Source organism: Bordetella tumbae, assembly GCF_965139195.1.
Classification (GTDB): Bacteria; Pseudomonadota; Gammaproteobacteria; order Burkholderiales; family Burkholderiaceae_B; genus Bordetella_A; species Bordetella_A tumbae.
The window spans coordinates 63,417-83,284 of sequence record NZ_CBCSJH010000023.1 but is presented as its reverse complement, the minus strand read 5'-3'; the positions used below and the strand labels follow the sequence as shown (position 1 = coordinate 83,284).

The window sequence follows — 19,868 nt, the reverse complement described above, 5'->3', positions numbered from 1 at the left end:
CCGGCCACGTGAAGCCCCCACGCGGCCACTGCCCCGCATCGACGCCAATAGCACTAACCCCACCCTCATCCGGTTTACACTTAAGCCTCCCCCCTCCGTATCTCAAAGGTTTCCCAATGAGCACCACTACGCTCAAAACCCGCCTGACCGACGCCGTCAAAGAAGCCATGCGCGCCCGAGACTCCCAGCGCCTGTCCACGCTGCGTTTCCTCGTTGCCGCGGTCAAACAGAAAGAAGTCGACGAACGTAAAGAACTGAGCGACGCAGAAGTCACCGCAATCATCGAAAAGCAGGTAAAACAGCGCCGCGAATCGATTGCCGCTTTTGAACAAGCCGGCCGGTTGGAAACAGCGGCACAGGAAACCGCCGAGCTGGACGTGTTGCGCGAATTTCTACCGCAAGCAGCCTCGCCCGAGGAAATCTCCGCTGCCATAGACGCTGCACTCGCAGAAGTTGCAGCGCAGGGCCTGAGCGGCGGCGCTGCCATGGGTAAAGTCATGGCCATTCTCAAGCCCGCGTTGGCTGGCAAAGCCGATATGTCCGACGTATCGCAACAGGTTAAACAGCGCCTGAACGGCTGATCCCGATCAGTAAGCCGTCTCGCCGAACAAATCCAGATCTGCCTGCCGGGCTTGTTCGGCAACATCTTCAAAGTTGCTCATACCCACACCCGCCAAGCGATATCGCGTTGTGCCGGGCAAATCCACACGCATGCAAAGCTGCTGAGCAACCATAGCGAGATCCTGGGCCGAGGCCGGCGCACGTGTGAGCGTCAATGTGCGCGTGACGATACGAAAACGATCCGTCTTCAATTTCAGGACTACCGTACGGCCAATCGCGCCCTTTTTCAGCCCCTGATCCCAGACCTTGTGCGCCAGACGCCCCAACACCTCGTCCAACGCCTCGATCGGCTGGTCCACCATCAACGTCGTTTCCGCGGATATCTGCTGCAATGGTGCGTCAGGCTGCACGGCCCGATTGTCGATGCCTTGTGACAGCTCGTGCAATCGCACCCCATAGCGCCCAAAATGATGCTCCAGCTCAACCGCAGTAAACCGCGATAAATCCCCCACAGTCTGTACGCCCAGCGCTTCAAGCTTGCCCTGCATGACCTTGCCCACCCCTGGCACTTTGCGCACTGGCAAGGGCTGCAAGAACGCCAGCACCTGCGATGGCTTGATCACAAACAGACCGTCGGGCTTATTCCAGTCAGAGGCAATTTTGGCCAGGAATTTGTTGGGCGCCACACCCGCAGAGGCCGTCAGGTGCGTTTCTTGCAGGATCTCACTGCGGATCACCCGCGCAACCTCCGTCGCCGATGCCAGCCCGAGCTTGTTGACCGTCACGTCCAGATAGGCCTCATCCAGGGACAAGGGCTCGATCAAATCCGTATGGCGCGCAAACACCTGCCGCACCTGACGCGATACCTCGCGATATCGATTGAAATCGGGTGGCACGTAAATAGCATTGGGACAAAGCCGCTGCGCGCGAGCGGCCGACATGGCAGAGTGCACCCCGAACCGCCTAGCCTCATAAGAGGCAGCACAGACCACCGAACGGGGCCCTTCCCAGGCGACCACCACCGGCAATCCGCGCAACGATGGGTTATCGCGCTGCTCCACCGATGCGTAAAACGCATCCATGTCTACATGTACGATCTTGCGCGAAAACGAAAGCATGACAAATGGGATAACAACCTTGCCGGCAGCGCAATCAAAAAAAAGAATATTATGACGCGCTATTGCACCGCGCTTTTAACAATTTTGCTGATCTGCTCGTATCCATGACCACGCCTGCCACGACTGACTATTTCGGCCTGACGATTCCCTTGATGCACCTGATGGGGGTGATTCCCGAAAGCATAGGCCCGGGCCATGCGCGCACGCGATTGCCCTGGCGCGAGGATCTGACCAACAGCCGCGGCGATATTCACGGCGGCACGCTGATGAGCGTGCTGGATTTCACGCTCAGCGCCGCCGCCCGTGGCAGCGACCCCGGCCTAGGCATGGCCACCATCGACATGACCACCAGTTTCCTGTCCCCCGGCAACAGCGACTTGGTCATCGAAGCCCGCTGCCTGCGCCTGGGCACATCGATCGCCTTCTGTGAAGGCGAAATCCGCAATGCCGAGGGACAAATCGTCGCCAAGGCCTCGGCCACCTTCAAAGTCATCAAACGCCGGCCCGGCAGTGACTGACCTGCATGGTTAAGCGATACGGCAAGCGGCGAAATTGCCTCATGCCAAGTCGCCAGGCCCTGCCTCAGCATAGCCACGGCCGCAGTCAAGACGACAGCAAATCACTCGCCGTCGAAGCGACCTGCCACCCCTATTTTCCGGACTTTTGCTCCGCAGGCGGATCCTTGGGCATATAGGTCGTGCACGACGGCACCTGGTAAATCAACGCTGCACGCATGGCATGGAGAGCGCCCTCATTCCAGATGCCGCGTCCCCACATGAGAATGTCCACCTGCGACGCACGGTCACCCTGGCCGGTGATTTTCACTCGCGCCACGTCGTCACCGGTAAACGGCGCCTCGACCCGCACCAATGCGCTGCGGGTCGCATCATCCACCGTACCATGTACGGTGTACGCCCCCGTGCCACGCAGGCAACGCTCGGCCTGCGCCGTCGCCGCCTCGTACGTCGAACGGTAATCCGACTGCACCGTCAAACTATCCGACGGCATATTTCCGCCCGATGAAATCCCGGTCGAGCAGCCCGCCAGGCCGGCCACGGCGATCGCCGCCACTGCAATTCTGATCATGTTCACTCCAATAACCAGCCGCGATTATCCCGCAATCCGGCTCTCGATCGCCAGTTCCCCCGAATGCCGGCCCTAACAGGGACGGTTTACCCATGCGCTCCCCACGGTTCGACGGGACCCCTGCCCCTATGGCATGATCAATAGCTAAAACCGCTGGCCCGAACGCCGACCAGGAGATCGACTTTGCCTCACACCTCGCAGTTGCCCCAAAAATACCCGCTGAAAGACTTCTTCCGTAATCCCGACCGCGGCTATTTCCGCCTGGCCGACGACGGCAAGACGCTCGGGTTCATGCAACCTGTGGCGTTGGACGACCAGCCGGCCCGCATGAATATTTTTGTGCAGCCCCTGCAAAACGCCCAACCCGTTGGCGAACCGCGCAGATTGACCAGCGAAACCGCACGCGATATCAGCAATTTTTTCTGGAAAGGCGACAACATCGTCCTGTATCAGAAAGATTTCGGCGGAGACGAAAACTTCCACGTCCTGGCCGTCAATGCGCAAACCGGCGTAGCCCATGACCTGACTCCCTACGAAAGCGTCCGAGCCGGCATCGAAGACGATCTGCCCGATGATCCCGATCATGTCCTGATCAGCCACAACCAGCGCGATCCACAAGTATTCGACGTCTATCGCGTCAATGTCCACACCGGCGCGGCAGTCCTCGTGGCGCAAAACCCCGGCAATGTCGTCGGCTGGCAAACCGATCACGCCGGCAAAGTCCGCGCAGCCATCACCAGCGATGGGCTGGACACTACCCTGCTCTATCGTGACGACGAGGCAGCGCCTTTCAAACCGCTGATCACCACCGACTACCGCACCACCGTCAGCCCGGCGTTTTTCACCTTTGACGATCGCAAGTTCTACGCCCTGAGCAATCGCGGCCGCGACAAACTGGCGCTGGTCATCATCGACCCCGCCGCGCCCGATCACGAGGAACTGATATTTGCCACCGACGAGGTCGATCTCGATGCCGCCGGCTATTCCCGCAAACGCCACGTCCTGACTGTCGCCGCCTATCAAACCGACAAACCGCGCCGTCACTATTTCGATGCGGAAACCGAAGCGCTGTACCAGCAATTGGAAAGCCTGTTGCCCGGCTACGACCTGGCCATCCAGGGGTTGAACCGCAACGAAGACACCTTCATCGTCGCCGCCTACAACGATCGCACGCCGGGCGCACGCTATCTGTTCCAGACAGCGACGGGTGCGCTGCACAAGCTCGCGGATATCAATCCGTCCATTCCCGAGGCCGATATGTCGCCGGTGCAGCCCATCCGCTACACCAGCCGCGACGGCCTGGAAATTCACGGCTACCTGACCCTGCCTGCCGGCCGCGACCCGAAAGGCCTGCCCTGCATCATCAATCCGCACGGCGGTCCGTGGGCGCGCGACGGCTGGGGCTATAACCCCGAGATCCAGTTTCTGGCCAACCGGGGTTTCTGCGTCCTGCAAATAAATTTCCGTGGTTCCACGGGCTATGGCCGCCAATTCTGGGAAGCCAGTTTTGGCCAATGGGGCCTGGCCATGCAGGACGACATTACCGACGGCGTGCATTGGCTTATCGACCAGGGTATCGCTGATCCCGCGCGCATCGGCATCTACGGCGGCAGCTACGGCGGCTACGCTACGCTTGCGGGCATCACCTTTACCCCTGATCTCTACGCCGCCGCAGTGGACTATGTAGGCGTGTCCAACCTGTTCACCTTCATGAACACCATTCCGCCCTACTGGAAACCCCTGCTGGCCAAAATGTACGACATGGTCGGCCACCCCGAGCGCGATCAGGAACGCCTGGCCGCGACCTCGCCCGCGCTGCACGTCGATCGTATCCGCACGCCGCTCTTGATCGCCCAGGGCGCCCAGGATCCGCGCGTCAACAAAGCCGAGAGCGATCAAGTGGTACAGGCACTACGGGACCGCGGGGTCGAAGTGCAATACCTGGTCAAAGACAACGAAGGCCACGGTTTCCACAACGATGAGAACAAATTCGAGTTTTATGAGGCCATGGAGGCGTTTTTCGTCGCGCACCTCAAACCCTGAGTCATCCCAAAACAGGGACAATCCCCGATAAAATAGCGTCAACGCCGCCTCGCCCGAGGCGGGTAAATCGCCCTTTGCCACGATTGGTTACGGAAACCTAATCCACAGGGGGCGTGTCTATCTGGTTCTGGCCTAGAATCAGCAGCAAATGAATACCCCTGAAAAATCGAATTCAGCCCCCCGTCGGGGCATCAAGCAGTTTCTGCGCAAACGTATCGTGGTGCAGACCGCGGTCGGCGTGGCAGGCCTGGGCCTCTGCGGTGCAGTGCTTGTCGGCCTCGCGGTTGCGCTGACTTGGCCCAATCTGCCGTCCCTGCACGCCATGACCGACTACCGGCCCAGCGTGCCGTTGCGTATTTACACGGCCGATCACGTCCTGATCGGCGAATTTGGCCAGGAACACCGTAACGTCGTGCCCTTTGACGACATCCCGCTGGTCATGAAACAAGCCATGCTGGCAGCCGAGGACGACGACTTTTACTCCCACGGCGGTATCGACTGGATGGGCATGGCGCGCGCCATGCTGACCAACTTGATCCATATGTCGAAATCGCAAGGCGCCAGCACCATCACCATGCAGGCCGCGCGCAATTTTTATCTGTCGTCTGACAAGACCTATCTGCGCAAATTCTACGAGCTGCTGCTGACCTTCAAGATCGAATCCGAGCTGACCAAGGACCAGATCCTGGAGCTCTACATGAACCAGATCTACCTGGGTCATCGCGCCTACGGCTTCGAAGCTGCCTCGCGCACCTATCTGGGCAAGCCCTTGGCCGAAATCACCCCGGCCGAGGCTGCATTGCTGGCAGGCATTCCCAAGGCGCCCTCACGCTCCAACCCGATCACAAATCTCGACCGCGCCGTCGTCCGTCAACATTACGTGCTGGGGCGGATGCAAACCCTGGGCTATCTGACCCCGGAACAAGCCCAAGCCGCCCGCGAACAGCCGCTGCAGATTCGCGGTGGCCAGGGCGGTCAGAACGACGACTTCACGGTCCACGGCGAATACCCGGCGGAACTGGTGCGCCAGATCATGTATGGCCTGTTCCAGGACGGCACGTACACCCGCGGTATCGACGTCTACACCACCATAGACTCCAAATCCCAGCAGGCCGCCTATCAGGCCGTGCGCACGGGCGTCCTGGACTACACCCGACGCGCCGCCTACCCCGGCCCCGAAGATCAGATCGAACTGCCTGCCGACATCGAACAGGATCCGCAGGCCTTCGAAGAAATCCTCGATGGCGTCCAAGACGAAACCCCCGACAGCAGCGACCTGCTGACCGGCGTGGTGCTCTCGGCCAGCCCCACCGAAATCAAAGTGGCGCGCAGCGCGAAAGAGATCATCACCGTCTCCGATAAAAAGGCCCTGGCCATCGTGGCGCGGGCCCTCAACCCACAGGCCAGCGAAACGCAGCGCATCCAGCGCGGCTCGGTCGTCCGCCTGCACAAAAATGGCGATCAGTGGGAAATCCTGAATATGCCGACGCTGCAGGCGGCGTTGGTGTCGTTGGCCCCGAAAGACGGCGCTATACGCGCTCTAATCGGCGGCTTCGATTTCTATAGCGGCACCTTCAACCGCGCGACTCAGGCTTGGCGTCAACCCGGCTCGACCATCAAGCCGTTTATCTACGCAGCCTCGCTCGAGCGCGGCATGACGCCCGCCACGCAAATATCGGATCAGCCCTTTACGCTGTCGGTAGAACAGACCGGATCCCGCCCCTGGACACCCAAAAACGACGGCAATGACTACCAGCCGATGCAAACCATGCGCCAGGGCCTGTACCGGTCCAAAAACATGGTGTCCATCCGCATTCTGCAGGCCATCACGCCGCAATACGCCCAGGATTATCTGACCCGTTTTGGATTCCAGAAAGACCGTTGGCCCGCGGTGTTGCCCATGGCACTGGGAGCGGGCGGCGCTACGCCATTGCAGGTCGCCGACGCCTATGCCGTCTTTGCCAACGGCGGCTACCACGTGCCGCCTTATCTGATCGACAAAGTCACGGATCGCTCGGGCAATGTCCTGATGCAGGCGCAACCCGTCGTGGCGGGCGACGAGGCGGCTCGCACCATCGATCCCCGTACCGCGTGGGTCATGGATGACATGTTGCGCGGCGTGGCCACCAGCGGTACGGCGGCTCGCGCCAAGCGTACGCTCAAGCGCAACGACGTCGCGGGCAAGACCGGCACCACCAACGACGCCGTCGATGTCTGGTTTGCAGGCTACACCCCCGCACTGGCCACCACCGTCTGGATGGGCTTCGATCAGCCGCAGTCGCTGGGCACCAACGCGTTCGGCAGCGGCCTGGCCCTGTCAACCTGGTTGGACTACATGCAGCCCGTGCTCAAAGGCGTGCCCGAACAAGCGCAACGCCCCCGGCCCGACGGATTGCTGGTCGATAACGGCGAATACTATTTCTCGGAATTTCCGCCCGGGCGGGCCATCGCCTCGCTGGACCTGCCCACTGGCGACCAGTTGACCGACTTTCTCAACAACATGCGGCCCAGCGATGGCGCACCGACACAGGTGCGTCCGCTGAATGCTCCCGGCGGCGGCAGCTTGCCCGCGCCGGCGACCCCGGCGGCGCCATTGAGCCAAGCGCCCATGCAGGGTTCCATGGCTGCTCCCGTGGTAGCTGCCCCGGCCACGCCACAAACCTCGTCTGGTACGGGCTCCACCGCCAACCGCACACCCGCCACGTCTGGCGGTTCCCCGTCGGGCCAGCACGATGCCGCACTGGCCATCCCCATTCCCCTGGCTCCGCCACCGGCAAATCCCCAGCCTGTCACAGGATATTGATAGGAATAAATATTATTCGTGATATCGTTGCGAACTAGGTCAACTCAGTTCCGCAACGACCATGACTGCCGCCACCACGATCAAAACCTGGTATCTGGTCCACAAATGGACCAGCCTTGTCTGTACTGTATTCCTGCTGGTCATCTGCCTGACCGGGTTACCGCTGATTTTTCATCACGAAATCGAGGACCTGTTCGACGAAGGCAAGCCCGTCGCGACGCTGCCCGAGGGCACGCCGCCCGCCAGCCTGGACAAAATCGTCGCCTCGGCCAAGGCCTTGTATCCCGACGAGTATGTCGACTACGTCTACCTGGACGATCACGAGCCGCAGGCTTACGTAGGCTTTGCCCCCGAGCTAGGCACTGCGGTAGAAAAAGGCCACGCCGTGCGCGTCGATCTGCGTACCGCCGAAGTCCTGCACGATGCACCGCCCTATTCCGAGGATCGTTTCTCGTTCATGGGGATCATGCTGGCGCTGCACGTAGATCTATTCGCTGGACTGCCCGGCGAATTGTTCCTGGGATTCATGGGCCTGCTTTTCGTGGTCGCTATCGTATCAGGCGTTGTCCTCTACGGCCCCTTCATGAAAAAAATCGAGTTTGGCACCGTGCGTGCCGCGCGCTCGACTCGCCTGAAATGGCTGGATCTGCATAATCTGCTGGGCATCGTCACGCTCGTCTGGGCCTTTGTCGTCGGCGTGACGGGCGTGATCAACGAACTGTCCACGCCCATGTTCCGTATGTGGCAAGCCTCCGAACTGCCGCGCATTCTGGCGCCCTATCAGGGCCGCAGTGTGCCCAAGGATCTGGCCTCGGTGCAAAACGCCTCCGATACCGCGATCAAAGCCCTGCCAGGACGCGAAGTCTCGTTCATCGCCTATCCCGGCAACGCCTACGGCAGCCCGCATCATTATGTGGTCTGGCTAAAGGGCGACACCCCCCTGACCTCGAAACTGAATACGCCCGTGCTGGTGGACGGTGTCAGCGGCGAGCTCAGCGCCGTGGCGCGCATGCCTTGGTACCTGACGGCCCTCGAAGTCTCTCGTCCCCTGCACTTTGGCGACTATGGCGGCATGCCGTTGAAAATCCTGTGGACCCTGCTCGACCTGATCACCATCGTGGTGTTGGGCAGCGGCCTGTACCTCTGGATCGCTCGCCGCAAGGCAAACAACGCTCGCATCGCAGAGCTCGTTCGGCGTCATCAACAACTCAAACCGCAACAAACCCCCGCATGAGTTCACGCAGCCGCTTTTTATTCGTATGGGGTGCGCCCATCGTGCTGGGCGTGCTCAGCATCTTCGGACTGCTGGCAGCCCTGCTGGGTACCGGCCTGTGGCACTGGGCCTCCTGGATCTCGCTGGCGGTTCTGCTAGTGGTCATCGTCAAGTACTGGTGCTTCCCGGCGAAACCAGCGGACTCGACTGCCCGGCGTTGAGATCGGCGTGGCCTGTTCAGGCCGCCTGCTACGTCCACCATGGCCACTGTGAAACCCGGTTCCCTCGCTTCTCCGACTCGCGGCGGCCTGACCACGCTGCGCACCTTGCTGCCTTATTTGTGGCCCAAAGACCGGCCGGGGCTCAAAGTGCGCGTGGTCGTCGCCATGCTCTGCCTGCTGGCGGCCAAACTCGCCATCGTCTATGTGCCGATGCTCTATGCATCGGCTATCGATGAACTCAGTAAAAACACGGCAGGCGCCGCTGTCGTCGTTCCGGTGGGCCTCATTCTGGCCTATGGCGCCGCTCGCGTACTTTCCCTGCTGTTCTCCGAATTACGCGATGCCGTCTTTGCCCGAGTCGGCCAGCATGCGATCCGCGCCGTGGGGTTACAGATCTTCCGCCATCTCCATGCTCTCTCGCTGCGCTTTCATCTGTCGCGGCAGACGGGGGGACTGACACGGGTCATCGAGCGAGGCACCAAGGGCATCCAGACCCTGCTGTCTTTCACGCTATTCAATATCCTGCCCACTTTTTTCGAGATTGCGCTGGTCTGCGGGGTGCTCTGGAAACTCTTTGATATCTGGCTCGCGACAGCAACTATCGTGACGATCGTGCTGTACCTGGCCTATACCTTGGCCGTGACCGAATGGCGCACCAAGTTCCGCCGCTTGATGAACGAAACGGATTCAGAGGCCAACACCAAATCTGTCGAAAGCCTGCTGAACTATGAAACCGTCAAATATTTCGGCAATGAGGAACACGAGGCTCGCCGCTACGATGCATCGCTGACACGCTACGAGCGCGCTGCCGTGCGCAGCCAAGTCAGCCTGTCTATTCTGAATGTCGGCCAGGCGGCCATCATTTCCGTGGGACTGACCATTGTCATGTGGATGGCGGCACGCGGCATTGCCGACGGCCGCTACACGCTGGGCGACTTCGTATTGGTCAATACCTATTTGCTGCAGCTGTATGGTCCGCTGAATTTCTTTGGCTTCGTCTATCGCGAAATCAAACAGTCGCTTATCGACATGGAACGCATGTTCGAGCTCTTGGATCAGCAGCGCGAGATCAGCGATCCCCCCAACGCTGGCACATTGCAGCTGTCCGGCGCCAGTATCGAGTTTCGCGACGTCGCCTTTGGCTACGATCCGCGCCGCCCGATTTTGAAAGGCGTCAGCTTTACGATTCCCGCAGGCCGTACGCTGGCAGTGGTGGGCTCGTCCGGAGCGGGAAAATCGACATTGGCCCGGCTGCTATTCCGCTTTTACGATGCGCAATCCGGTGCCATTCTGATTGATGGGCAAGACATCAGAGAAGTCACACAGAACAGCGTGCGCGCGGCGATTGGCGTCGTGCCCCAAGATACCGTGCTGTTTAACGACACGATTCACTACAACATTGCTTATGGCCGTCCCAATGCGACCGAAGCGGACGTTCATGCCGCAGGCCGTCTGGCGCACATTCACGAACTGATCATGGCCATGCCGGACGGTTATCAAACGCTGGTTGGCGAACGCGGCTTGAAATTATCCGGCGGTGAGAAACAACGTGTCGCGATCGCGCGCACCTTGCTGAAAAATCCCTCGATCTTTCTCTTTGACGAGGCGACCAGTGCATTGGATACGCATACCGAGCGGGAAATACAGGCCAACTTACGTGAGGTCAGCCAGGGGCGTACTACGTTGATCATTGCGCATCGGCTGTCTACTATCGCGGACGCGGACGAGATCATTGTGCTGAGCGATGGGCGGATTGTGGAGCAAGGGCATCATACTGCGCTGCTCATGCGCGATGGGGTGTATGCGGCGATGTGGCGGCGGCAGCAGGGTCAAGGGAATAACGGGGGAGAGGATGCTCCGGGAGATGTTGATTTGTCGTCGTCCCGGGGGTAGGACGATATCGGCGGATTGGGGTTCTTCANGCGTCCTAGACTCATGATGTCGATTAACGGCGGAGCTGGATGGAGGGAGGTTGGGATTTGTCTATTTGCGTCGGAGTGGGGTTTGCCTGGAGCGGTATAAGGAGCGTCCGCCTTCGGCCATTAGTACCAGGACTGCCAGCCAGATCGCGATATAGGTGGGCCATTGTGCAGCGGCGATGGTCTCGCCCAACAAAACCGATACGACTACCAGCAGTACGGGCTCGACATAGATGAGTAGTCCAAATAATGTCAGGTTCAACCGTGGCGCCGATAATGCCTGGCATCCCAATGCCGAGGCGCTGATGACCCCCAATCCCAGCACCAGCCATAACAAATGGGACGAACTATCCAATGTACCCAGTACTTCGCCGCCCTGAAAAATGAAAAAGAGGCTGATGGGCAAACTCAAATTCATGTCGAACCACAGACCGCCCAGGGTATTGGTGTTCGTGACTCGGCGCAGCCAAAAATACCAGGGATATCCCAGACACACTGCCAATACCGGCCACGAGATTGCGCGGGCGATCACCACCTGGTTCACGATCCCGGCCAGCGCCAGCAGACACGCCGCCAGCTGAAACCCGCTGAGCCGATCGCCAAATGCCACACGCCCCACGACTACCATCGCCAATGGCAACAAAAAATAGCCCAGAGATACGTCCAGCCCATAACCATTGATCGGGGCCCACATGAACAGCCACAGCTGCGCCCCTAGCAAAATGGACGACAACAGGCGTTTCCCCCAAAACCATTTCTCGTGCCGGACACGATGCAAAATGGCACGCACTTCGTGCCAGCGGCCCGTGAGCAACACCATCAACGTCAGGCATGGCGCGGTCAACAAGATGCGCCATCCATAGATTTCCTCGCCGCCCAGTTCCGCGAGCAAGCTGGTGTAGCCATACATGATGGCAAACAACACCGACGCCAGAACGTTGAACCCCACCCCGATCGAGGTGTTCACGGTACTGCCCGCACCCGTATTACCCGTACTCATTAATCCGCCAACGGCCTTTGCTCAATCAACCCAAGGGTAAAACGCGTGAATGCGATGTGCCCCTCAAAGGCTCAATAATTTATTGCATATCGGCTGATAATTGGTGCCCGTCAGGGCGCCAGCTTGAATCCCAGGTCAGTGCCCCATTTGTCAGTCTCGCGCAGCCACTTGGCCTCGCAAGCCAGGCAGCGGAAACGATCCTCGCGACTGCCCTCCCGCCCTCTTTGGGTAGAGTAAATAAAGCCCTGATGCCCCAACTCACCGTGGGGCTCTGTTCCCGGTACACCTGGCATGATTGCCTGGCACGCTGGACACATGATGCTCATGACCAATCTCTGAACGATAATTGGCAAATTGTAAGCGATTACACCAATTGTTGACGCCTCATTCGTGACTGGGATCAAGAGATCCTGGCCTAGCGACCGTTTTTGCGGCAAAAAACCCTCATTGTTCTAATGTTCCCATCGACAGCCGCCCCCAAAACGCGCACCAATCCGTTGCCCCTCAAGCTGTAGGCAATGCCGCGTAACAGGTGGCCAAATGATAAGGCGTTGACGAGGGCATATCCGCGCGTGCGAGCCCGCCGCTGCCGTCCAGGCATTCGCGCCAGCCCCCCGGATGCAGAAAGCGGCTCTGGAACTGCTGCAACTGCCGCGTCAACTCGACCCATTCCCCTGACGCCGCCAGATAGCGCGCATACTCGGCCTGCGCCCAGATGCGTTCCGTCGGATCCTTGATCCGGCCATCCTCGTACAACGCGGCGCACACACCAGCAGTCCTGACTGCTACCCCTTGCTCTCGTGCCCAGGTGCAACCGCGTGGCAGCGCCAGAGGCAGTTCCAGATCGGCAAACACGGCCGGCGCACTATTGAGCAAAACAAACCATTCAAACTGATGTCCGGGCTCGATATGATTGTCGTTTTTTCCGGCCGGTGCTTCAGTAATACACAACGTCGGCGCATGCAAAAAAGTATCCGCCACACTTTGCGCCACATTGCGCAACGTCTGTGCAAACCAGGCAGGCTCCGCCACGCGCGAAGCTGCCAGATAGGCTTCGGTCAAATGCATCACGGGATTTTGTGCCGGGCCCGCTAAAGCTTGTTGCCAATCGGCCGACATCGACGCGTGATAGCGGCCATCCTCGCGTCGAAACCGCGCTTCGATCTGTTGCGCCGTTTGCAGCATCGCTTGTCTGGCCTCGGCTCGGCGTGAGCGTTCGAAATACGCGGCGCATGCAAACACCACAAACGCGTGCGTATACAAATCCTGGGCATCGTCCAACGGCAGTCCGTCGGCATCGATGCTATAGCGCCATCCGCCATGCACGTCATCGCGAAAATGCCGCAGCAGCGCATCAAATAAACGATCCGCATGATGCGCATACGCAGCACCCGGGGCACATGCATAGACGTACAACTGACGCGCGCACGCCATCGCCCGATAGCGCTGCACGGGCAACGGCAATCCAGTATCGCCGGCCAATGCCTCGTAAGGCAGGTCCATGCGTTCGTTAAAACCGCGTCCTGCCCACAAGGGCAAAATCACATCATTGAAATGCTGCTGCAGCGCCCGAATGGTGCGTGCGAGGTCAGTAGGGACAGAAATAGCCATCGGAACATGGCGCGCAATCAGCGCGCGCCGAAAATGACGAAGTAACGACGATAACCCGAATCATGCTACCACCAGAACCGGCGTCGTTCCGACCTCATGCGGCGCGCGCGACCTGCATCAAGTTTTCACCTATCCCAAGTTAGCGAACGATGTTTTCTTCGACCCAGTTCTGGGCAAAGATCTCTGCGCGGTCACGCGCCTCATGCAATGAAGAACAAACACCCAGATAGGAAAAGGCGGCATCGACTTCGGTGCCTCCCTCAGCCGTTACCGTCAGCAGTACGCCGTACCCGCCGGTATCCATGGCTGCTGTGGATACGTCGATCAGCACTTCCTGGTCTTGATGCTGCATGGCTTCCTCCCAGTCGGTTATCCAAACGCGTGAATCCACGCGCAACAAAGAGCGGGATCCAATGCAGATGCAAGTTGGACACGTCTTTGTCACGCAAGTTCATCTTACCCACTAGTTGTCGGCTGCGATACTCAAACCATGTCGCAAACGTGACCAAATCCCCTGGGATATTCCCTAGTCCTGCAGCCGGAAAATGCAAAGCATTGCAAAGTGCACACGGGCACTATCCGAGATGAATTGCGCCCGGAGACTCCATGCGCAGCGCCAGACGCCCTTTGTCGGTCAGCACCAGTTGGCCCTGATCGGTTTCTTTTATGCAGAGCAGAATCAGCAGCCCCTCGGCGACATGTGACGGAATCTGATCTCGAGATACCCCCGCCGCCTCACCATCCGAGATGAATTGTAACCATTGGGCTAATTCGCCTTGTTGAACGTTGATACGGGGCATAACGGGTGTCCGAAGAGATATTGCAAAACCGGGGGCTACGATAGCATGCCGCCCGCTGTGCCGAGCCAGTGCTCGGCCACAATGCGTTGTTGCCTTTACGCCAAAAAAGGCCCCCACGCTGCGCCTTCGGCTTGCTGCCCCCCAAGGGGGCGTTTTTGTTTTGGGGCGGCCCGGCAACAAAAAATTTCCCGCGCTGGAAACAATTTAGTGCTTGCATCCGCAAAATCGCAGCGCTACATTGAATTCACCAAGTGTTCTGATACCCAATGCGTACGAGACTTGGTAGGAGCGCCCCAGACTCATCTCGAGCTGGGGCGCTCTTCATTGGGTTGACGCTACGGCCCTACTTTTGCCTGTGGGATAGGTCCCCGCAGCGTCCATCAACGCCGCATGCAAATCGCTGCTCGCCCGGGACTTCAGCGACGGGTTGCGAAATAACGCGATACTCGTAATCCGGCTGGACGCGATCGAACTCAAATCGACATTCAAAACCTGCACCAGATTCCACTCAATCAATTTGTCTGCCAGTGTCTGCGGCAACAGCGCGACATGGCGTTGATCTTTTAATAACTCAGCCACTAGCGGCATGGACGTCGTGCAAATCGGTGCCGCGCGCGGCCCATAGGGCTGTTGGCACAGCAAGTCGAACACGCTGCGTGTCTGCGTCCCTTGCGGCGCGACGATCCAGGCATATTCCGATAACGCGTCCACACTGACAGCAGGCTGCCGAGTCAATACATGCAAGGGGTTCGCGACCACGACCGCCCGATCATCCAACAAAGGGATGCATTCCAAATTAGCCGGACAATCATCGGTATACCGGCCCAAAACCAGATCCAGTTGTCCCGACACCAATTGCGGCAACAGGTTGTGGCTATAGTCCTCGTTGACCAACAGTTGCACTGCGGGATGACGGCGGCTGAAATCCGGCAAGATCGAACACAGAAACCGGGCCGCAGCCTCGATTGCGCCCAACCGCACGACAGCGGCCCCGTTTTCGCGCAATGCGACCACCGTCTCAGTCGAACGCCGTAATCCCATCAGACTGGATCGCGCAAACTCGATCACCAGCAATCCGTACGCATTGGGGCGCACGCCCCGGCTATGACGCTCAAACAGCTCCACGCCCAACAGGCTTTCGATCTCGCGAATTGCATGGGTGGCCGATGGCTGGGTCAGGTCCATGCTCTCTGCCGCAGCCTGGATACTACCCAACTCGGAAATCGCCACAAACAACTGCAGATGCCGCAGGCGCACACGCCCTAATAACCGGTTGTACAGCGCATGAGCGGTGTCGGTGCTGCCAGACATAGAAGAGCTTTATAGGTATCGAAAAATTGGACTATCTGGCCTGACGGCACCTGCGCATAATGCACCGCAACTAGCACTCTGACCTGCGGGACATCATACATGAGCCGTCGTAACGCCCTTCCATCCCTGACTCGCCGCAGCGCATTGGCTCTGCTGATGATGCCGGTGCTCAGTTCACCGGCAATTAGCGTAGCGCAATCCTTTCCCAGCCAGCCCATCACGATCATCGTGCCCTCGTCGGCGGGCGGGTCCGCCGACATCATTGCACGTGTCATTGCCGAGCCCCTGGCACAGAACCTGGGTACGCCCGTCATTGTTGAAAACAAGGCAGGCGCAGGTGGCGCTATTGGCATGAATGCTGTCGCCGCGGCTAAACCGGACGGACACACCATCGCAATCGGTACTGCCAGCACGCTGACCACCAACCCACTGATGAACAAGGCCGCCAAGGTCGACCCGCTCAAAGGCCTGGCGCCAATATCTCCCTTGGTGGCCATCCCGGGGGTATTCTAAGCCCTGTCCGCCATGATCTCTGAGAGCCTGGAGCGCAATCGCGGCATCATCGCGCAACGCGGTTTGACCTTCGACTGACCCTCGTTGACTGCCCCGCACCTCGCCTAGACCCCTACAGCGACATTTCCCCGGACCGCTCGATGACAACAGAACACGCTACGCCAAACCCATACACTCACATCGATAATGCACGGCTCATGGATGGGCGTATTGTCCGCCTGACCATGGATCAAGGCACCATCACGGCCATCGTGCCCATGGCCGGCTTGCCTCGCGACGCGTCCAACGATCAAGCGCTCGATCTGCAACAAGCGCTGCTGCTGCCTGCACTGATCGATGGTCACGTTCATCTGGACAAAACAATGCTGGGACTGCCCTGGCTGCCTCATGCCGCGGGCGCCGACAGAACCAGCCGTATCGACTATGACAAGAAAATCCTGCCTAATCTGCCTGTCTCGACACGCGAACGGGCCGGCAACTTGATCCAGCGTTGCGTGACGCATGGATCGGGTTTCCTGCGCAGCCATGTCGATATCGACACCGATTGCCGTTTAGATAGATTGCATGGCGTGCTGCAAGCCCGCGAAGACCACGCTCATCGTATCGACATCCAGCTCGTCGCCTTTCCGCAAAGCGGTGTCATCCGTGACCCTGGCACGCTCGATCTACTGGATCAGGCCATCCGGGCCGGCGCAGATCTCGTAGGCGGCATGGACCCCTGCAGTATTGATCGGGACCCGGCAGGTCAACTGAATGGCATTTTTGACATCGCGCAACGGCACAGCGTCGGCATCGATATTCATCTGCACGAGACCGGTGAGCTGGGTCTGTTCAGCCTGCAAGAAATCTGCCGTCGAGCAAAGGCGCTGGGAATGCGCCACCATGTCACGGTCAGCCACGGCTTTTGCCTGGGAACCATACCGGAAAGCAGCGCGCTGGCGGCCGCCGAGATGATGGCCGATGCCGGCGTCATGTTGGCCACCCATGGCGCAGCCAAATGGCCCTTGCCGCCGCTCGCGTTGTTGCGCAATCAGGGCGTAATCGTCTTTGCCGGCAACGATGGCATTCGTGACACCTGGACACCGTACGGGACGGGTGATGTTCTCGAGCGCGCAGCCCTCATTGGCTGGCGGGCTGATTACCGGTACGACGAGCAGATCGGCCATGCTTTTGAACTCGTCACCAGCGCTGCCGCGCAAGCGTTAGGCATCAATGACTACGGCATTGCCGTGGGCAATCGTGCCGATTTCTTTTCCGTGCCGGCAGAGAATCTGCAAGCCGCCGTGACAGGATTTCCGCCGCGCGGCTGGGTGATCAAAGCCGGGCGTGTAGTGGCTCACAATGGGCAGATAATGCCTTGATGCAGGCGTCTTCGTCGCGCTCGCGATCGCGCCAATCAAATCGGACTAATCCCACAGAAGGAGGCCCTCCAATCAGCCTGGCACGAGTCCTACTGAGCCCGCTCCCAGGCCTTGAAGATACGAGGCTTTGCCAACCTAAGGAATTTTTTCCATGCCCGGGGGATTCCGTTTGTCCGCCATTGAGACACGGCTCCCGTTGTCAGATCGCACAGACGCGCAACTTCACTGGTACCGCCCAGCGCGTCAATTAAGTCACCATCAGTCTTTTGTTCATTCATGTTTAAATTTTAGTTGACTAATAATATATAAGCAACCAAATCACAGCCAACTAAGATTTAATTTGTTTAGCCTACTAAGATGTTGCTGTTCAAAGACCGCATTCAAGCTGCCTTCAATGAGGAAAACCACCGCCGCAAAGCGGAGGAAGCACCGCGTCTGACAAAAACCGATTTGTGGAAGGCAGCCGGCATGACCTCTGCGGCTGCTACGTTCTGGTTTGACGGATCCAACGGTGCGGACATGGACACCTGCATGAAGATCGCACCTCTCATGCGCGTGAATGCAAAATGGCTGTTTGATGGCACAAAACCCAAAAATATAGACCCTCCCCCTTCTGTTGCCGACGATCACACACCGATCCGGTTCGTAGACGCCAAGGCGTCGGCCGGCAAAGGAAAACTCGTTTTTTCAGACGATATCGCCAAAACGCTGATGTTCCGGCGCGACTGGCTGGCGAAAAACGACGCCAGCCCTGAAGACACCCTCGCCTTTCACGTCGATGGCGCGTCCATGACGGACCTGCACATTGTCGACGGCGCCGTCGTTCTGGCAAATCAAAAAAAGACCGACCCTATATCCAAAAAAGTGTACGTACTGTGGCTCAACGGCCAGCTGTACGTCAAACAATTGGTCAAACAAAAAGGCGTCTGGTACGCCAGGTCCCACAACGCCAACCAGGCAGACGACTACCCCGATATCCAGATCGAACCCGACGACCGTATCGTCGGCAAGGTGTTTTGGTGCGGGTTCGGTTTGTAGGCCATCGGTTGTTCGATGCACTCGCGTGGTCGCCACTCTCATTGCGTTCATACATCTGTCTAACGAGTCACGCAAGATCGAAACCCGCTCACAAGGCGGCAGGACTAGTCTGATTCGTACCACGGCGAGTTAAGCATCTAGCCGCATTTCGATATCCGAAATCAATATTTGGATCCGTGAAAGCAGCCACTACACTTTTGCTGTCTGCACGCAGCAATGTGTTTGTTGCGGCTCTATCCAAAATCGGAAATCGACATGAATCATCCTGCCCCGGCCGTATCCAGAGCGCGCCGCAATGCTCTCGTAAAACTTGGTTCGCTTGCCCTGGCAGGCACTGGCGTGGGCTTGCTGGGCGCGCCTGCGATCGTCCGCGCCGCGGGTGACAAGGTCACGTTCAAATACCCGTTGAACCCCACTTTCGACCTGATCTATCTGGCCGAAGACCTGGGCTATTTCGAAGGCACCAATACGCGACCGAATTACATCGGCCGAGTGTCATCGCCACAAATTATCCCGCTCACAAGTATCGGCGAAATCGACTTCGGTTCCCGCATGGTTCCGCTGGTGATTTCAGCGGTCGCCGCCGGCGGCGATATCAAAGTCGTCGCGGCAGGAGGCAAGACGCTGGAGGAAGCCCCGCACATGAAGTATTTCGTGCGCAAGGACAGCGGCATCAGCAAACCCAAAGACCTCGAGGGCAAGACCATTGGCTTTAACAGCTATGGCGCCTGCGCTGAATTCGTGACGAAAACCTGGTTGCGCCAACAGGGCGTGGACGTCAACAAGGTCAGTTTCGTCGTCATCCCTGATGACAAGGCCGAACAGACATTGGTCTCGGGCAACACGGATCTGGCAATCATTCATGCCCCATTCTCGGGCCGCGCGGATCATGCGCCAGAATTGACGCGTCTGTGGAGCGACTACGATCTCGATAAAGGGCTGGGCGGGATGGCCCCCTACAGCGCTCACGGCAAGTTCATCCGTGAACATCCCGAAGCCGTGCGTGATGTGGTGACGGCCATCGCCAAAGCGGCGAATTGGGTCAACGCCAATCCCGAAGAAGCGCGCAAGCTCGTCTCCAAACGCATCAACCTGCAATTGGAATTTGTTGACCGCTATGCCTATGTCGAAGATCTGGTGATCACCGAGCCGCCCATCCAATACTACATCGACGTGCTCGAACGCGAAGGCAAGCTGGCCAAGGGCAAGGTATCGACCAAAGACATCTATACCAACGAATTCAACCCTTATGCCAAAGCAGCCTGACGCC

General features: G+C 58.8%; 19 protein-coding genes. 11 read left to right on the top strand and 8 right to left on the bottom strand.

Going from position 1 to position 19,868, the window contains the following annotated elements:
- Positions 1 to 116 precede the first annotated feature (116 nt).
- Positions 117 to 581 (top strand): GatB/YqeY domain-containing protein, encoded by a 465-nt coding sequence (locus ACNA0J_RS20460; protein WP_415820710.1) that lies wholly within the window; start codon positions 117 to 119, stop codon positions 579 to 581.
- Positions 582 to 587: 6 nt separating this feature from the next.
- On the opposite strand, the gene dinB is transcribed toward ACNA0J_RS20460, so the two are convergent.
- Positions 588 to 1,679, bottom strand: coding sequence for a DNA polymerase IV (dinB, locus tag ACNA0J_RS20455; RefSeq protein ID WP_415820709.1), 1,092 nt, complete (start codon positions 1,677 to 1,679; stop codon positions 588 to 590).
- Between the two features lie 104 nt (positions 1,680 to 1,783).
- On the opposite strand from dinB, the gene ACNA0J_RS20450 reads away from it, so the two are divergent.
- Positions 1,784 to 2,197, top strand: a complete 414-nt coding sequence (locus tag ACNA0J_RS20450) for a PaaI family thioesterase (protein ID WP_415820708.1) — start codon at positions 1,784 to 1,786, stop codon at positions 2,195 to 2,197.
- A 130-nt stretch (positions 2,198 to 2,327) separates the two neighbouring features.
- Here the strand turns inward: ACNA0J_RS20450 and ACNA0J_RS20445 are convergent, their stop codons facing one another.
- The gene (locus ACNA0J_RS20445; protein ID WP_415820707.1) at positions 2,328 to 2,765 is read right to left on the bottom strand and encodes a BPTD_2524 family lipoprotein; all 438 of its coding nucleotides are present in this window, start codon (positions 2,763 to 2,765) and stop codon (positions 2,328 to 2,330) included.
- A gap of 183 nt (positions 2,766 to 2,948) precedes the next feature.
- Here ACNA0J_RS20445 and ACNA0J_RS20440 point away from each other — a divergent pair, with 183 nt between their 5' ends.
- The 5 genes from ACNA0J_RS20440 (at position 2,949) to ACNA0J_RS20420 (ending at position 10,938) form a co-directional block, all read left to right on the top strand.
- Positions 2,949 to 4,808 carry an alpha/beta hydrolase family protein gene (locus ACNA0J_RS20440; RefSeq protein WP_415820706.1) on the top strand — a complete coding sequence of 620 codons (1,860 nt, stop codon included), beginning with the start codon at positions 2,949 to 2,951 and terminating at the stop codon, positions 4,806 to 4,808.
- Between the two features lie 148 nt (positions 4,809 to 4,956).
- Entirely contained in the window at positions 4,957 to 7,611 is a 2,655-nt protein-coding gene (locus ACNA0J_RS20435; RefSeq protein ID WP_415820705.1) for a penicillin-binding protein 1A, read from the top strand.
- Positions 7,612 to 7,672: 61 nt separating this feature from the next.
- Positions 7,673 to 8,845 carry a PepSY-associated TM helix domain-containing protein gene (locus tag ACNA0J_RS20430; RefSeq protein WP_415820704.1) on the top strand — a complete coding sequence of 391 codons (1,173 nt, stop codon included), beginning with the start codon at positions 7,673 to 7,675 and terminating at the stop codon, positions 8,843 to 8,845.
- Positions 8,842 to 9,045, top strand: a complete 204-nt coding sequence (locus ACNA0J_RS20425) for a hypothetical protein (RefSeq protein WP_415820703.1) — start codon at positions 8,842 to 8,844, stop codon at positions 9,043 to 9,045. Before ACNA0J_RS20430 ends, ACNA0J_RS20425 begins: the two co-directional genes overlap by 4 nt.
- Before the next feature lie 39 nt (positions 9,046 to 9,084).
- Positions 9,085 to 10,938: an ABCB family ABC transporter ATP-binding protein/permease gene (locus ACNA0J_RS20420; protein ID WP_415820702.1), complete on the top strand. Its 1,854-nt coding sequence runs from the start codon at positions 9,085 to 9,087 to the stop codon at positions 10,936 to 10,938.
- 90 nt (positions 10,939 to 11,028) lie between these two features.
- Here the strand turns inward: ACNA0J_RS20420 and rarD are convergent, their stop codons facing one another.
- The 6 genes from rarD to ACNA0J_RS20390 form a co-directional block, all read right to left on the bottom strand.
- The gene (gene rarD / locus ACNA0J_RS20415) at positions 11,029 to 11,964 is read right to left on the bottom strand and encodes an EamA family transporter RarD (protein WP_415820701.1); all 936 of its coding nucleotides are present in this window, start codon (positions 11,962 to 11,964) and stop codon (positions 11,029 to 11,031) included.
- Positions 11,965 to 12,074: 110 nt separating this feature from the next.
- A complete protein-coding gene (locus tag ACNA0J_RS20410; protein ID WP_415820699.1) occupies positions 12,075 to 12,290 on the bottom strand; it encodes a hypothetical protein in 216 nt (71 codons plus the stop codon).
- 178 nt (positions 12,291 to 12,468) lie between these two features.
- Positions 12,469 to 13,575: an AGE family epimerase/isomerase gene (locus tag ACNA0J_RS20405; RefSeq protein WP_415820698.1), complete on the bottom strand. Its 1,107-nt coding sequence runs from the start codon at positions 13,573 to 13,575 to the stop codon at positions 12,469 to 12,471.
- A 139-nt stretch (positions 13,576 to 13,714) separates the two neighbouring features.
- Positions 13,715 to 13,927 carry a hypothetical protein gene (locus tag ACNA0J_RS20400; protein WP_094821683.1) on the bottom strand — a complete coding sequence of 71 codons (213 nt, stop codon included), beginning with the start codon at positions 13,925 to 13,927 and terminating at the stop codon, positions 13,715 to 13,717.
- 223 nt (positions 13,928 to 14,150) lie between these two features.
- The gene (locus ACNA0J_RS20395) at positions 14,151 to 14,375 is read right to left on the bottom strand and encodes a hypothetical protein (protein WP_415820697.1); all 225 of its coding nucleotides are present in this window, start codon (positions 14,373 to 14,375) and stop codon (positions 14,151 to 14,153) included.
- A gap of 321 nt (positions 14,376 to 14,696) precedes the next feature.
- Positions 14,697 to 15,686, bottom strand: a complete 990-nt coding sequence (locus ACNA0J_RS20390; protein ID WP_415820696.1) for a LysR substrate-binding domain-containing protein — start codon at positions 15,684 to 15,686, stop codon at positions 14,697 to 14,699.
- A gap of 99 nt (positions 15,687 to 15,785) precedes the next feature.
- Between ACNA0J_RS20390 and ACNA0J_RS20385 the strand changes: the two genes are divergently transcribed.
- The 4 genes from ACNA0J_RS20385 to ACNA0J_RS20370 all read left to right on the top strand — a co-directional run bounded on the left by ACNA0J_RS20385 (position 15,786) and on the right by ACNA0J_RS20370 (position 19,864).
- The gene (locus ACNA0J_RS20385; protein WP_415820695.1) at positions 15,786 to 16,199 is read left to right on the top strand and encodes a Bug family tripartite tricarboxylate transporter substrate binding protein; all 414 of its coding nucleotides are present in this window, start codon (positions 15,786 to 15,788) and stop codon (positions 16,197 to 16,199) included.
- A gap of 140 nt (positions 16,200 to 16,339) precedes the next feature.
- The gene (locus tag ACNA0J_RS20380; protein WP_415820694.1) at positions 16,340 to 17,560 is read left to right on the top strand and encodes an amidohydrolase; all 1,221 of its coding nucleotides are present in this window, start codon (positions 16,340 to 16,342) and stop codon (positions 17,558 to 17,560) included.
- Between the two features lie 357 nt (positions 17,561 to 17,917).
- Complete coding sequence (locus ACNA0J_RS20375) at positions 17,918 to 18,598, top strand: S24 family peptidase (protein ID WP_415820693.1); 681 nt, start codon at positions 17,918 to 17,920, stop codon at positions 18,596 to 18,598.
- A gap of 255 nt (positions 18,599 to 18,853) precedes the next feature.
- Positions 18,854 to 19,864: an ABC transporter substrate-binding protein gene (locus tag ACNA0J_RS20370; RefSeq protein ID WP_415820692.1), complete on the top strand. Its 1,011-nt coding sequence runs from the start codon at positions 18,854 to 18,856 to the stop codon at positions 19,862 to 19,864.
- Positions 19,865 to 19,868 lie beyond the last annotated feature (4 nt).

Excerpts from the sequence above, each read along its gene's own strand:
- ACNA0J_RS20460 (WP_415820710.1), top strand. The coding sequence starts at position 117 with ATGAGCACCACTACGCTCAAAACCCGCCTGACCGACGCCGTCAAAGAA.
- dinB (WP_415820709.1), bottom strand. The coding sequence starts at position 1,679 with ATGCTTTCGTTTTCGCGCAAGATCGTACATGTAGACATGGATGCGTTT.
- ACNA0J_RS20450 (WP_415820708.1), top strand. The coding sequence starts at position 1,784 with ATGACCACGCCTGCCACGACTGACTATTTCGGCCTGACGATTCCCTTG.
- ACNA0J_RS20445 (WP_415820707.1), bottom strand. The coding sequence starts at position 2,765 with ATGATCAGAATTGCAGTGGCGGCGATCGCCGTGGCCGGCCTGGCGGGC.
- ACNA0J_RS20435 (WP_415820705.1), top strand. The coding sequence starts at position 4,957 with ATGAATACCCCTGAAAAATCGAATTCAGCCCCCCGTCGGGGCATCAAG.
- ACNA0J_RS20430 (WP_415820704.1), top strand. The coding sequence starts at position 7,673 with ATGACTGCCGCCACCACGATCAAAACCTGGTATCTGGTCCACAAATGG.
- ACNA0J_RS20425 (WP_415820703.1), top strand. The coding sequence starts at position 8,842 with ATGAGTTCACGCAGCCGCTTTTTATTCGTATGGGGTGCGCCCATCGTG.
- ACNA0J_RS20420 (WP_415820702.1), top strand. The coding sequence starts at position 9,085 with ATGGCCACTGTGAAACCCGGTTCCCTCGCTTCTCCGACTCGCGGCGGC.
- rarD (WP_415820701.1), bottom strand. The coding sequence starts at position 11,964 with ATGAGTACGGGTAATACGGGTGCGGGCAGTACCGTGAACACCTCGATC.
- ACNA0J_RS20410 (WP_415820699.1), bottom strand. The coding sequence starts at position 12,290 with ATGAGCATCATGTGTCCAGCGTGCCAGGCAATCATGCCAGGTGTACCG.
- ACNA0J_RS20405 (WP_415820698.1), bottom strand. The coding sequence starts at position 13,575 with ATGGCTATTTCTGTCCCTACTGACCTCGCACGCACCATTCGGGCGCTG.
- ACNA0J_RS20400 (WP_094821683.1), bottom strand. The coding sequence starts at position 13,927 with ATGCAGCATCAAGACCAGGAAGTGCTGATCGACGTATCCACAGCAGCC.
- ACNA0J_RS20395 (WP_415820697.1), bottom strand. The coding sequence starts at position 14,375 with ATGCCCCGTATCAACGTTCAACAAGGCGAATTAGCCCAATGGTTACAA.
- ACNA0J_RS20390 (WP_415820696.1), bottom strand. The coding sequence starts at position 15,686 with ATGTCTGGCAGCACCGACACCGCTCATGCGCTGTACAACCGGTTATTA.
- ACNA0J_RS20385 (WP_415820695.1), top strand. The coding sequence starts at position 15,786 with ATGAGCCGTCGTAACGCCCTTCCATCCCTGACTCGCCGCAGCGCATTG.
- ACNA0J_RS20380 (WP_415820694.1), top strand. The coding sequence starts at position 16,340 with ATGACAACAGAACACGCTACGCCAAACCCATACACTCACATCGATAAT.
- ACNA0J_RS20375 (WP_415820693.1), top strand. The coding sequence starts at position 17,918 with ATGTTGCTGTTCAAAGACCGCATTCAAGCTGCCTTCAATGAGGAAAAC.
- ACNA0J_RS20370 (WP_415820692.1), top strand. The coding sequence starts at position 18,854 with ATGAATCATCCTGCCCCGGCCGTATCCAGAGCGCGCCGCAATGCTCTC.